The organism is Thioclava sp. NS-SX20, assembly GCF_057380695.1.
Genome location: NZ_JBXXRY010000005.1, coordinates 66,190 through 79,184, shown reverse-complemented (window position 1 = coordinate 79,184; position 12,995 = coordinate 66,190). Strand labels below are relative to the sequence as shown.

The following is a 12,995-nucleotide window of genomic DNA, read 5'->3' as shown; positions in this document are numbered from 1 at the left end:
CGGTTGAAATTTATCAATATATCAGTTGATAAATGTCAAGTGAAGTTCCGGACTCTTCAACTTGAGCATTCTGCAAGTTTCAATCGACAAGTCGAAATATTTCCGCAACCCATTTATTTATACAGGAAATTACCGATTACGTGATCTAAATCAAGAAGATCAGTTACTCTGGGTCGCATGTTTGACGGTGATCCCTTTTTGGGGCGGAAGCAATGACAACACCGGAGGTTCTGTCATGCAGACCACAGCCACAGCCTCGCGCTCGGACCAGACTCGAGCCCTCGGGCTTAGCACGGTAGCCTTCACTGCCTGTTTTGCGGTGTGGACGATCTTTTCCATCATCGGTGTCGCGATCAAAGGCGAGTTGGGACTGACCGAGGCTCAATTCGGCCTGCTGGTGGCCACGCCAATCCTGACCGGCTCCGTCACACGTCTGTTTCTGGGCGTTTGGACCGAGAAATACGGCGGTCGCCTCGTCTTCTCCGCACAAATGTTGCTGACCGCGCTTGCAACCGTGCTGCTGACGCTCGCGCACAGCTACGTCATGTACCTGATCGCGGCCTTGGGCATCGGCCTGGCTGGCGGCTCGTTCATCATCGGTGTCGCCTATGTCAGCCGCTGGTATGATGCCGGCCATCAGGGCACAGCGCTCGGCATCTTCGGAGCCGGAAATGTCGGCGCGGCGGTGACCAAGTTCGTCGCCCCCTTTGTCATGGTCGCCTATGGCTGGCACGGCGTTGCCTACACTTGGGCCGCAGGCCTTGCCCTGATCGGTGTGCTGTTCTTCCTGCTGGCGAAGGACGATCCCGAACTCGTCGAACGTCGCACCAAAGGCATTGCAGCCCCCTCGCTGGCCGAGCAGTTCGCCCCCTTGAAGAACCTGCAGGTGTGGCGCTTCTCGCTCTATTATTTCTTTGTGTTCGGTGGCTTCGTCGCGCTTGCCCTGTGGATGCCGCACTATCTGATCGACGTCTACGGCGTCGATGTGAAGACCGCGGGTATGGCCGCGGCCTCGTTCAGCCTCTCGGCCTCTCTGTTCCGTGCCTACGGCGGACATCTCAGCGACAGGTTTGGCGCCAGAACGGTCATGTACTGGACCTTCGGCTTTTCCCTGATCTTCCTGTTCATGCTGTCCTACCCGCCGACGGACTATGTCATCCAGGGCAAGGAAGGGCCGATCGCCTTCTCGACCAAACTGGATTTCTGGCCCTTTATCATCATGCTGTTCGGCCTCGGCTTCTTCATGAGCCTCGGCAAGGCGGCGGTCTTCAAGCATATCCCGGTGTATTACCCGGGGCATGTGGGTGCCGTCGGCGGCCTCGTCGGTATGATCGGCGGTCTTGGCGGTTTCGTCCTGCCGATCGTTTTCGGCGCGGCCCTCGATCTGACAGGCATCTATACCTCGTGCTTCGCCATCCTGGTTGGCCTTGTCGTGATCATGCTGACCTGGATGCATCTGTCGATCCGGGCAATGGAGCGGGCTGCCCTCGGAAAAGAGCTGGGCACCCTCCCGACCCTTCCCGAACTGCAGGAGGTTCATGTCCCGGGGAAAACGGACATGCCGCGGATGCTGGAAGACTGGCAGCCCGAGAATGCGGAGTTCTGGGCGGAAAGGGGCCGCCGGATTGCGCGCCGCAATCTCTGGATCTCGATCCCGGCGTTGCTTCTGGCCTTCTCGGTCTGGATGGTCTGGTCGATGGTCGTGGCTCGGCTCCCCGCGATCGGGTTCGATTTCTCGACCAGTCAGCTGTTCTGGCTGGCCGCGCTTCCCGGCCTCTCGGGCGCGACGCTCCGGATCTTCTACAGCTTCATGGTGCCGATCTTCGGCGGCCGGTTGTGGACGACGCTTTCGACCGCCTCTCTGCTGGTGCCGGCTTTGGGGATCGGCTACGCGGTTCAGAACCCTGATACGCCCTACCTGATCTTCCTCACTTTGGCGCTGCTGTGCGGCTTCGGAGGAGGCAACTTTGCCTCGTCGATGGCCAATATCGCCTTCTTCTTCCCGAAGGCGGAAAAGGGCAATGCGCTGGCGCTGAATGCGGGGCTCGGCAATCTCGGGGTCTCGGTCATGCAGTTCCTGGTGCCGATCGTCATCACCGCCGGCGTGTTCGGGGCGATGGGCGGCGCACCGCAGACGCTGACGACGGGCGGCGAGCTCTGGATGCAGAACGCGGGCTTCGTCTGGGTGCCCTTCATCGTGATCTCCACCGTCGCCGCCTGGCTCGGCATGAACGATATCGCCGACGCCAAGGCCAGTTTCCGCGAACAGGCGATCATCTTCAGCCGCAAGCACAACTGGCTGATGTGCGTCCTCTACACCGGCACCTTCGGCAGCTTCATCGGCTATTCGGCCGGGTTCCCGCTGCTGACCAAACTCGCCTTCCCCGACATCAATGCGCTGCAATACGTGTTCCTTGGCCCGCTGGTCGGCGCACTGAGCCGGGCCGGCACCGGCTGGATCAGTGACCGTTTCGGGGGCGGGCGCGTGACCTTCTGGACCTTCGCGGGCATGATCGTCGCAACCTTCGCGGTCATCGCCTCGCTCGGGGCGGGCAGCTTCGGCGGGTTCTTCGCGGCCTTCATGGCGCTGTTCTTCCTCACTGGGGTCGGCAATGCCTCCACGTTCCAGATGATCCCCGCGATCATGGGGCGTGAAGTGCCGCGCCTCATGCCGGAACTGGAAGGCAGCGCCCTGCGCCGGCAATCGGAACGCGAGAGTGCGGCGATCATCGCCTTCACCAGTGCCATCGCCGCCTATGGGGCCTTCTTCATCCCCAAGGCCTATGGATCCTCGATCGCGATGACCGGATCCCCCGTCGGCGCGCTTTGGGCCTTCCTGATCTTCTACGTCATCTGCCTGGCGATCACATGGGTCTACTACACCCGGCGCGGTGGCCTGCTGCATGACCTCGAGCACGGCAACCGTCCTGCCGCCATCCTCCCCAAAGCCGCACAATAGCCGATGCCCAGACCCGGGCGGCGATAGCGTCACCCGGGTTTCCGCATACGAAAGGACAGCCAAATGAGCCATCTTCTCGACAGATTGAATTTCCTGCAATCCAGGAGGACGACGGAGCCCTTCTCCAACGGACATGGGCAGATGACGCGGGAAAACCGCGAGTGGGAAGACACCTACAGAAACCGCTGGCGGCACGACAAGATCGTGCGCTCGACCCACGGGGTCAACTGCACCGGCTCGTGCAGCTGGAAGATCTATGTGAAGTCCGGGATCGTGACCTGGGAAACCCAGCAGACCGACTATCCGCGCACCCGTCCCGATCTGCCGAACCATGAGCCGCGCGGCTGCGCCCGCGGGGCCTCCTATAGCTGGTATCTCTATTCGGCGAACCGGGTGAAGAACCCGTTGATCCGCGGCAAGCTGATGAAGGTCTGGCGCAAGATGCGCGAGACCAAGACCCCGATCGAGGCCTGGACCGCGATTCAGAACGATCCGGTTCTGCGCCAGAGCTATGTTGAAACCCGCGGCAAAGGCGGGTTCGTACGCGCGAGCTGGGACGAGGCGACCGAGATCGTCGCCGCCGCCAATGCCTATACGACCAAGACCTATGGGCCCGACCGGATCTTCGGCTTCTCGCCGATCCCCGCGATGTCGATGATCTCCTACGCGGCCGGCACCCGTTACCTGTCGCTTCTGGGCGGAACCTGCCTGTCGTTCTACGACTGGTATTGCGACCTGCCGCCCGCCTCGCCGATGACCTGGGGCGAGCAAACCGATGTTCCTGAATCAGCGGATTGGTATAATTCCAACTACCTCCTGCTTTGGGGCTCCAACGTCCCGCAAACCCGGACGCCCGACGCGCATTTCTACACCGAGGTGCGCTACAAGGGGGCGAAGTCCGCGGTAATCTGCCCGGACTATTCCGAGGCGGCGAAATTCGGCGACGTCTGGCTGAATGCCAAACAAGGAACCGATGCGGCGCTGGCGATGGCCTTCGGCCATGTCATCCTGCGCGAGTTCCACCTCGACCGGCAGGCCGAATATTTCGAGGAGTATTGCCGGCAATACTCCGATCTACCGATGCTGGTGCGGCTGGACGAAAAGGATGGCTCCTTCACTCCGGGACGTTTCCTGCGCGCGGACGACCTGGACGGCAAGCTGGGTGAGGACAACAACCCCGCTTGGAAGACCGTTGCGATCGACGATCTCTCCGGCGCCCTGGTCGCCCCCAACGGCTCGATCGGCTATCGCTGGGGCGAGCAAGGCGAATGGAACCTCGAGGAAAAGGCCGCCGGGGCCGAGACGCGGCTCAAGATGTCGCTGATCGTCGACAGCGACCAGGACGACGTGCTCGGCGTCGATTTCCCGTATTTCGGCGCCGATGCCACCGTGGCGTTCGCAACCGGCGACAAGCGCCCCAACGTCCTGACCAAGAATGTGCCGGTCAAGCGGATCAAGACCGTCGACGGTGAGGTGGCGGTTGCCACTGTCTTCGATCTGTTCTGTGCAAACTATGGTCTCGACCGGGGGTTGGGTGGCGACTGGGTCACGGGGTCCTATGACGAGGATGTGCCCGGCAGCCCGGCCTGGGCGGAAAAGATCACCGGCGTCGATCGCGCAAAGATCATCCATGTCGCCCGTGAATTCGCCGACAATGCCGAAAAGACCCGTGGCCGCTCCATGGTCATCGTCGGTGCCGGGATGAACCACTGGTACCACATGGACATGAACTATCGCGGCATCATCAACATGCTGGTGATGTGCGGCTGCGTGGGTCAGTCTGGCGGTGGCTGGGCGCACTATGTGGGCCAGGAAAAACTGCGCCCGCAGACCGGCTGGCTGCCGGTGGCCTTTGCCCTCGACTGGAACCGCCCGCCGCGCCACATGAATGCGACCTCGGCATGGTATGCGCATACCGATCAGTGGCGCTATGAGACCCTGACGGCGGGTGAGATCCTGTCGCCCACGGCCCCGGAGGGCGACTGGGACATCGGCATGATCGACTACAACATCCGTGCGGAGCGCATGGGTTGGTTGCCCTCGGCGCCCCAGCTCAGGACCAACCCGCTCGAGGTCGCGAGAGCGGCCAAGAATGCCGGACAGGACATCGCGCCCTATGTGGCGGAGCAGTTGAAATCCGGCGCGCTGGAAATGTCCTGCGAGGACCCCGATGCCCCCGAGAACTGGCCACGCAACCTGTTCGTGTGGCGGTCGAACCTGTTGGGCTCGTCCGGCAAGGGGCACGAGTATTTCCTCAAGCATCTGCTCGGGACCGACAACGGTGTCATCGGCAAGGACATGGGCGAGGAAGGGCGTCAACTTCCGAAGGAGGCGAAATGGCACAAGGAGGCGCCGCGCGGAAAGCTGGATCTTCTGGTGACGATCGACTTCCGCATGTCGACCACCTGTGTCTATTCCGACATCGTGCTGCCGACCGCGTCGTGGTACGAAAAGGACGACCTCAACACCTCGGACATGCATCCGTTCATCCACCCGCTTCAGGCTGCCGTGGATCCGGCCTATGAGTCGAAATCCGACTGGGAAATCTTCAAATCCATTGCGAAGAAGTTCCAGGAGGTCGTTCCGGGATATCTGGGCCAGGAGACCGATGTCGTGGCGCTCCCGATCCTGCACGACACGCCTGCCGAGATTGCGCAGGATCAGGTTAGGGACTGGAAAACGGGCGAATGCGAGCTGATCCCGGGAAAGACGGCCCCCAACTACATCGCCGTCGAGCGCGACTATACCGCGATCCACGATCGGTTCACCGCGCTTGGCCCGCTGCTCGACAAGCTCGGGAACGGGGGCAAGGGCATCTCGTGGAATACCGAGGGCGAAGTCGCGGCGCTGAAGGCGCTCAATGGAGAACGGCGCGAGGGGTCGGCCAAGGGCAGACCCGTGATCGACACCGCGATCGATGCCGCCGAGGTCGTGTTGATGCTGGCGCCGGAAACCAATGGCGAGGTGGCCGTCAAGGCATGGGAGGCGCTTGGCAAGGCAACCGGCCGCGATCACGTGCACCTGGCCGAGGGCGAGCATCACAACAAGATCCGCTTCCGCGACATCGCCGCCCAGCCGCGCAAGATCATCTCGTCTCCGACCTGGTCGGGCATCGAAAGCGAGCATGTCAGCTATAACGCCGGCTACACCAACGTTCACGAGCTGATCCCCTGGCGAACCCTGACCGGCCGTCAACAGCTCTATCAGGACCACTTGTGGATGCGCGCTTTCGGCGAGGGCTTCATGTCCTACCGGCCGCCGGTGGACCTCAAGACCGTCACCGACGCGATCCATACCGACAAGGACAAACCGCATGTCGTGTTGAATTTCATCACGCCACACCAGAAATGGGGCATCCACTCGACCTATTCCGACAACCTGCTGATGCTGACGCTCAACCGCGGTGGTCCGGTGATCTGGATCTCCGAAAACGACGCCGCGAAGGCTGGCATCGTCGATAACGACTGGGTGGAGCTTTACAACGCCAACGGCGCTCTGACCGCACGCGCGGTAGTGTCCCAGCGCATGAAGGATGGAACGACCTTCATGTATCACGCTCAGGAAAAGATCGTGAACACGCCCGGCTCGGAGAAGACCGGCTTGCGCGGCGGCATCCACAACTCGGTCACCCGGGCGGTGCTGAAGCCGACCCACATGATCGGCGGCTATGCCCAGCAATCCTACGGGTTCAACTATTACGGCACCGTGGGCTCCAACCGCGATGAATTCGTCATCGTGCGCAAGATGAACAAGGTCGACTGGCTCGACGATGAAGCCACCCCGAAGGAGGCAGCGGAATGAAGATTCGTGCGCAAATCGGCATGGTGCTGAACCTCGACAAATGCATCGGGTGTCATACCTGCTCGGTCACCTGCAAGAACGTCTGGACCAGTCGCGACGGCGTCGAATACGCTTGGTTCAACAACGTCGAGACCAAGCCCGGCACCGGCTATCCGACCGATTGGGAAAACCAGGAACGATGGAATGGCGGTTGGACCCGGACGAAATCCGGCAAGCTCCAGCCCAAGCAGGGGGCGAAGTGGCGGATTCTGGCGAATATCTTCGCCAACCCCGACCTGCCCGAGATCGACGATTATTACGAACCGTTCGACTTCGACTACGACCACCTGAAATCTGCGCCCGAGGGCAAGGCCTTCCCGACGGCCCGTCCGCGCTCGAAGATCACAGGGGAGAGGATCCAGAAGATCGAGAAGGGGCCGAACTGGGAAGAGATCCTCGGCGGCGAGTTCGAGAAGCGCTCGCAGGACTACAATTTCGAGGGCATCCAGAAACAGATCTACGGGGAATACGAGAACACCTTCATGATGTATCTCCCCCGGCTGTGCGAGCACTGCCTGAACCCGGCCTGCGCGGCATCCTGCCCCTCGGGCGCGATCTACAAGCGCGAGGAAGACGGCATCGTCCTGATCGATCAGGAAAAATGCCGAGGCTGGCGGATGTGCGTGTCTGGCTGCCCCTACAAGAAGGTCTACTACAACTGGTCGACCGGAAAATCCGAGAAATGCACGCTGTGCTATCCCCGGATCGAAAGCGGCAACCCGACGGTATGTTCGGAAACCTGCGTGGGGCGCATCCGATATCTCGGCGTGATGCTCTATGACGCCGACAAGATCGCCGAGGCGGCGAACGCGGCCGACAAGATGGATCTCTATGACGCGCAGCTCGGCGTGTTCCTTGACCCCAAAGACCCTGCCGTCATCGCCGAGGCGCAAAAGCAGGGCATTCCGCAAGACTGGATCAAGGCCGCCCAGGAAAGCCCGATCTGGAAGATGGCGATGGAGTGGAAGGTCGCCTTCCCGTTGCACCCCGAATACCGGACGCTTCCGATGGTGTGGTACATCCCCCCGCTCTCTCCGATCCAGAACGCCGCCGAGGCGGGGGCCATCGGGATGGATGGCGCCATGCCGGACGTGAAGAACCTGCGCATCCCGCTGCGCTATCTCGCCAACATGCTGACGGCAGGCGACGAAAAGCCGATCGCCCGCGCCCTGGAGCGTATGCTGGCCATGCGCGCCTACATGCGAGCCAAGAGTGTCGATGGTGTGATCGACGAGGCCGTGGCCGCACGCGTCGGGCTCTCGGGCCAAGTCATCGAGGACATGTATCGCATCATGGCGCTGGCCGATTACGAGGACCGATTCGTCATTCCCACGACGCATCGTGAACAGGTCGAGGAAGCCTATGATCTGCGGGGCGGCTGCGGCTTCACCGATAGCAACGGATGCTCCACCGGCACCTCCAAGGCGTCGCTGTTCGGTGGCTCCAAGAAGCCGCTCAAGATGCCGCAGGAGGTGCGCTGATGTCCTTGTCGCCTCAAGACCGCACGCTCAAGGCCATGTCCCTGATCCTGAGCTATCCGACGCGGGAACTGCAACAGGCAATGCCCGAAATCAGCGGCGTTCTCGCCTCGGAGTCGCGTCTGACCGCCGCGGCGCGGCGCGCGCTGCGCCCGCTCACGAGCCAGTTGGCGACACGCGACCTCTATGAGCTGCAAGAGCAGTATGTGATGCTGTTTGACCGCTCGCGCGCCTTGTCCCTGAACCTGTTCGAACATGTCCACGGCGAAAGCCGTGACCGGGGTGGCGCGATGGTCTCGCTGCTGGAAACCTATCGTGACGGCGGGTATGAACCGGCCACCACGGAACTGCCTGATCACCTGCCGGTGTTGCTGGAATTCCTGTCGACGCGTCCCTTTGTCGAAGCACAGGAAACTTTGGCGGACGCGGCGCATATATTCGAGGCCCTGACCGCCCGGCTTGTCCGGCGCGAAAGCCCTTATGCCGCCGTGTTCGCCGCTCTTTTCCAGCTTTCTGGCGGTGCGCCGGATCAGGCCGCGGTTGCCGAGCTTCTGGATCAGCCCGACATCGACGCCGACGACCTCGAAGCACTCGATAAGGTCTGGGAGGAAAGCGAGGTGCGTTTCGGTCCCGACCCGAATGGAGGATGCCCGCAAGTCCGCGACATGCTCGCGCAGATGGATGTTCCGATCAATCCCGCGCCGCGCGCGACGGCCGAGTAACGGAGGCTGAAATGAACGATTTCTTCTTTGGCATATATCCCTATATCGCCCTCTCGATCATGATCGTCGGCTCGATCGCCCGATATGACCGGGACCCGTTCACCTGGAAATCCTCGTCCAGTCAGTTGCTGCGGCGCAAGCAACTGATGGTCGGGTCTATCCTGTTTCATATCGGCGTCCTGTTCATTTTCTTCGGACACTTCTTCGGCCTCCTGGTCCCGCACCAGGTCTACGAGGCGATCGGCATTCACGCCGAAGCCAAGCAATTGCTGGCTGCAATCGCTGGCGGCATTGCCGGTATCGTCGCGATCATCGGCGCGCTGATGCTGGCGCACCGTCGGCTGACGGAGCCGCGGATCCGCGACACCTCCAGCTTCTGGGACATCACGATCTTGCTGATGCTGGTGGCGCAGCTCGCCCTTGGCCTGATCAGCGTCCCCTATTCCATCGCCACCGCCGAACATGGCAGCGTGATCAACTTCATGAACTGGGCTCAGGGTGTCTTCACCTTCCAGAGCGGCAATGCCGCGCATATCGCGGATGAGCCGCTGATCTACAAGCTGCACATCGTTCTGGGGCTGACGATCTTCCTCGTCTTCCCCTTCACCCGGCTGGTGCACATTCTCTCGGGGTTTGCGGCGCCCGTGCGGTATCTGCTGACCCGCACCGGCTATCAGATCGTGCGCTCACGCCGTCAGGCGCCGCGCCATCCGGCGGAGTAAGCGCAATGAACGCACAGCTCTATCCCGATCTTGTCGTCAATGGCGAGCTCGTCCCCCATTCGGTGGTGGCCAACGAAGCGCAGAACCATCCGGCGCCCTCCGGGAAACCCGGCATTGCCTGGCGCCACGCGGCGAATGCGGTCGCCATGCGCACGCTTCTCCTGCAGGAGGCCCGGCAGCGCGGGATACGGGCGGAACCCGCCGAGGTCGGGCCGGGACGCTTTGAAACCGGGGAAGAGGCCCTCATCCGGGGCCTTCTCGACGCCGAGGTCGAGGTATCTGCGCCAACCGAGGACGACATCCGCAGGGAATGGGCGCGCGACCCCGGGCGGTTTCGTTCCCCGCCGCTCTGGGAGGTTTCCCATATCCTCTGCGCCTGTGATCCCCGAAACGAGAACGAACGCGTGGCGGCCCGGGCGCGGGCGGCAGGTCTTCTCGCCCGTGTGGCAGAAGACCCCGGACGTTTCGCGCGGCTGGCATCGGCGCACAGCGACTGCGGATCGAAATCGTCGGGTGGCACGCTCGGGCAACTCGGACCGGGGGACACCGTGCCCGAGTTCGAAGCGGCTCTGCGCAAGATGAAGGAAGGTGAAATCAGTTCGAAGCCAGTCCTCACACGGCACGGTTGGCACGTGATCCGCATGGACGCCATCGCCGAGGGGGCGGTGCTCCCCTTTGGAACCGTGCGATCGAAGATTGCTGACGCCATGGAAAAAGCGGCTTGGGCGCGCAACGCCCGGGCATTCGCGGATCGGCTCGTCGCCTCTGCCCAGATATCCGGAGCCGAGCTTGGACGCCGCGCCCCAGGAGAGAAATCATGAAGAACCGTCTGTCCAATACCCGACGCGGCGATAGCGAACAGGACCCGACCGATCTGGACCTGCTCCAGGATCCTCTCGAATTCATCCACGAAGATCACATGCATATGCGTGCGGTCTGCGAGTTGATGGAGCGGATTTCGCACAGCTCGCTGCCGGACCCCGTCGAAATCTCGCGGCTGCTGCGCTTCCTCGATCACGAGATCGGGCTCTTGATCCATGACGAGGATGACGAGTTGCAGGGCATGCTACTGGTCCGGTGCGCCCCGGAAGACGACATCGGGCCAACGCTCGAGCGGCTGAAGGCCGAGCATCAAACGCTGAGCGAGCTGTGCCCGCGCCTGCGGACCGTGCTCACGGAGATGCACGATGACAAGCGAGCTGCCAAGGACGACGAGGCCACCGCGCTGCGCGACTTCGCCGATCGCCTGCGCCGCCATCTCATCGTGGAGAACGCGATCGTCTTGCCGATCGCGAAAGCAAGGCTGACCGGTGATGATATTGTCCGGCTGAGGAGCGCCATGATCCGGCGGCGGATCGAGGATATGCAAGTGTAATCCCATGCTGGAAACGTTGCTTGCACGAAACATCGCATGGGCGGCGGCGCGCAATGAGGCCGATCCCGGCTATTTTGCGCGCCTTGCCGTGTTGCAGGCTCCGGCATTCTTCTGGATTGGTTGCTCGGACAGCCGCGTCCCGGCCAATGTCGTTGCGGGCCTCGATCCCGGGGAGGTCTTCGTGCACCGCAACATCGCGAATGTGGTGCATTCTGCGGATCTCAACCTCCTGTCTGCTCTGGAATTCGCCGTCGAGACGTTGAAGGTGCAAGAAATAATCGTCTGCGGACACTACGGCTGCGGCGGGGTCAAGGCCGCGACCGAAGACCTACCGCACGGGTTGTCCGATCACTGGCTCGAGCCGATCCGGCGCCTTGCACGCGCTTTCGCCGTGGACCTCGCGGCCTGCAGCAGCGATGAAACGCGGCGCGACAAGTTGGCCGAGCTGAACGTCATCGAAGGCGTAAAACGGGTGTCCGAGACCCCGATTTTGCAAAATGCATGGTCACGCGGTACGGATGTGCGCGTGCACGGACTGATCTACGGCTTGAAGGATGGCAGGTTGCGGGACCTCGATTGTTCCACAGGGCCGGGCCACTTCGTCGAAAGGACAAGGCCATGAAGGCGATCCAGGCATTCGAGAATGGGCGTTGTGGATGTGAAATCTCCAACGGCGCATCGCCGCTGATTTCGATGGACGAAGCCTTGCGGCGGCTTGGAGAGCATGCGCGCCCCATCACCGGCACAGAGACAGAAGCGCTATCCTTGGCGACCGGGCGCGTCCTTGCAGACCCCGTATTGGCGGCCACGATGACCCCGCCGTTCGACAGTTCCGCAATGGACGGTTATGCAGTCGACAGTGCCGCCCTATGGGGTGAGGGTCCTTGGAGATTGCCTGTCACACAGCGTATTCCAGCCGGTGCAGATTGCACCGGGCGAGTGACCGGTGGGACCGCCGCACAGATCTTCACCGGCGCGCCAGTTCCACTCGGAGCGGATGCCGTGGTGCCCCAGGAGCACGTCGCGCGCGACGGCAATCTGGTGATCCTCGACCGACGTCCCCAACCCGGCCTGAACATTCGCCGTGCCGGCGGTGACATGCGTCCCGGCCAGACCGTTCTGGAGGCGGGATCAAGGCTTGGCCCTCGTGAAATCGCGGCATGTGCCGCTGCGGGTGCCGCCCGCGTGCATCTGATCCGCCCGGTGCGGGTCGCCCTACTCGTCACGGGCAGCGAAGTCCGGCCAGCCGGGGCGAACCGGGGCGCGGCCGAGATTTGGGACATCAACTCGCCGATGCTTTCGTCCGAGCTGTCACGGCCGGACATCCATTTCATCGATGTCAGGCAGGGCGCGGACGACCGTACCCATCTGCGCCGGGCCCTTGCCGACATGGCCAAGACCGCGGATCTGATCGTCACGACAGGCGGGATCTCTGTGGGAGAGGAAGATCACGTCAAACCGGTGCTCGACGGGCTGGAAGCGACGGCTCACTTCAGCGGTGTTGCCATCAAGCCGGGCAAACCCGTCAGTTTCGGGCAGATCGGGACGGCAAATTGGCTTGGCCTTCCGGGCAATCCACTGTCGGCATTGGTTATATGGCATGTCTTCGGATTGCCCCTGCTGGATATCCTTTCGGGGCGGCAGATCGCGGTGCAGAGGCGTCGTCATGTCGTCGCAGGCAAGCCCATCTTCCGCAAACCCGGGCGATGTGAAGTGCGCCCTGCACGCCTCATGGGGTTCGATTCGGAAGGGCGTGAGATCGTGGACTTCGGAAACACCGTCAATTCCGCGCATGTCGCGGACCTGCCCGGCGCGGATGGTTTGATATTCATTCCGGCTGAGACAGACCGGCTGCCCGAAGGCGCATTGCTGGAATTCCAGCCCTTCAACCGAGTATGA

At 62.2% G+C, this 12,995-nt stretch carries 9 protein-coding genes; all 9 read left to right on the top strand.

Annotation, left to right across the window (positions count from 1 at the left end):
• Nucleotides 1-235 precede the first annotated feature (235 nt).
• The 9 genes from AC2ISB_RS18725 (at nucleotide 236) to AC2ISB_RS18685 (ending at nucleotide 12,995) form a co-directional block, all read left to right on the top strand.
• Nucleotides 236-2,959: a nitrate/nitrite transporter gene (locus tag AC2ISB_RS18725; RefSeq protein ID WP_486577393.1), complete on the top strand. Its 2,724-nt coding sequence runs from the start codon at nucleotides 236-238 to the stop codon at nucleotides 2,957-2,959.
• Between the two features lie 63 nt (nucleotides 2,960-3,022).
• Nucleotides 3,023-6,760, top strand: a complete 3,738-nt coding sequence (locus AC2ISB_RS18720; RefSeq protein ID WP_486577392.1) for a nitrate reductase subunit alpha — start codon at nucleotides 3,023-3,025, stop codon at nucleotides 6,758-6,760.
• Nucleotides 6,757-8,280, top strand: coding sequence for a nitrate reductase subunit beta (narH, locus tag AC2ISB_RS18715; RefSeq protein WP_275734069.1), 1,524 nt, complete (start codon nucleotides 6,757-6,759; stop codon nucleotides 8,278-8,280). Before AC2ISB_RS18720 ends, narH begins: the two co-directional genes overlap by 4 nt.
• Nucleotides 8,280-8,999 (top strand): nitrate reductase molybdenum cofactor assembly chaperone, encoded by a 720-nt coding sequence (gene narJ, locus AC2ISB_RS18710; RefSeq protein WP_486577390.1) that lies wholly within the window; start codon nucleotides 8,280-8,282, stop codon nucleotides 8,997-8,999. The genes narH and narJ overlap by 1 nt, the downstream gene beginning before the upstream one ends.
• 11 nt (nucleotides 9,000-9,010) lie before the next feature.
• Nucleotides 9,011-9,721 (top strand): respiratory nitrate reductase subunit gamma, encoded by a 711-nt coding sequence (gene narI, locus AC2ISB_RS18705; RefSeq protein WP_071165221.1) that lies wholly within the window; start codon nucleotides 9,011-9,013, stop codon nucleotides 9,719-9,721.
• Nucleotides 9,722-9,726: 5 nt separating this feature from the next.
• On the top strand, nucleotides 9,727-10,542 hold the full coding sequence (locus AC2ISB_RS18700) for a peptidylprolyl isomerase (protein ID WP_486577389.1): 816 nt from the start codon (nucleotides 9,727-9,729) through the stop codon (nucleotides 10,540-10,542).
• Nucleotides 10,539-11,096 carry a hemerythrin domain-containing protein gene (locus AC2ISB_RS18695; protein ID WP_486577388.1) on the top strand — a complete coding sequence of 186 codons (558 nt, stop codon included), beginning with the start codon at nucleotides 10,539-10,541 and terminating at the stop codon, nucleotides 11,094-11,096. Before AC2ISB_RS18700 ends, AC2ISB_RS18695 begins: the two co-directional genes overlap by 4 nt.
• 4 nt (nucleotides 11,097-11,100) lie before the next feature.
• A complete protein-coding gene (locus AC2ISB_RS18690) occupies nucleotides 11,101-11,718 on the top strand; it encodes a carbonic anhydrase (RefSeq protein WP_486577387.1) in 618 nt (205 codons plus the stop codon).
• A complete protein-coding gene (locus tag AC2ISB_RS18685) occupies nucleotides 11,715-12,995 on the top strand; it encodes a molybdopterin molybdotransferase MoeA (protein ID WP_486577386.1) in 1,281 nt (426 codons plus the stop codon). Before AC2ISB_RS18690 ends, AC2ISB_RS18685 begins: the two co-directional genes overlap by 4 nt.

Excerpts from the sequence above, each read along its gene's own strand:
- AC2ISB_RS18700 (WP_486577389.1), top strand. The coding sequence starts at position 9,727 with ATGAACGCACAGCTCTATCCCGATCTTGTCGTCAATGGCGAGCTCGTC.
- AC2ISB_RS18720 (WP_486577392.1), top strand. The coding sequence starts at position 3,023 with ATGAGCCATCTTCTCGACAGATTGAATTTCCTGCAATCCAGGAGGACG.
- narJ (WP_486577390.1), top strand. The coding sequence starts at position 8,280 with ATGTCCTTGTCGCCTCAAGACCGCACGCTCAAGGCCATGTCCCTGATC.
- narH (WP_275734069.1), top strand. The coding sequence starts at position 6,757 with ATGAAGATTCGTGCGCAAATCGGCATGGTGCTGAACCTCGACAAATGC.
- AC2ISB_RS18690 (WP_486577387.1), top strand. The coding sequence starts at position 11,101 with ATGCTGGAAACGTTGCTTGCACGAAACATCGCATGGGCGGCGGCGCGC.
- AC2ISB_RS18695 (WP_486577388.1), top strand. The coding sequence starts at position 10,539 with ATGAAGAACCGTCTGTCCAATACCCGACGCGGCGATAGCGAACAGGAC.
- narI (WP_071165221.1), top strand. The coding sequence starts at position 9,011 with ATGAACGATTTCTTCTTTGGCATATATCCCTATATCGCCCTCTCGATC.
- AC2ISB_RS18685 (WP_486577386.1), top strand. The coding sequence starts at position 11,715 with ATGAAGGCGATCCAGGCATTCGAGAATGGGCGTTGTGGATGTGAAATC.
- AC2ISB_RS18725 (WP_486577393.1), top strand. The coding sequence starts at position 236 with ATGCAGACCACAGCCACAGCCTCGCGCTCGGACCAGACTCGAGCCCTC.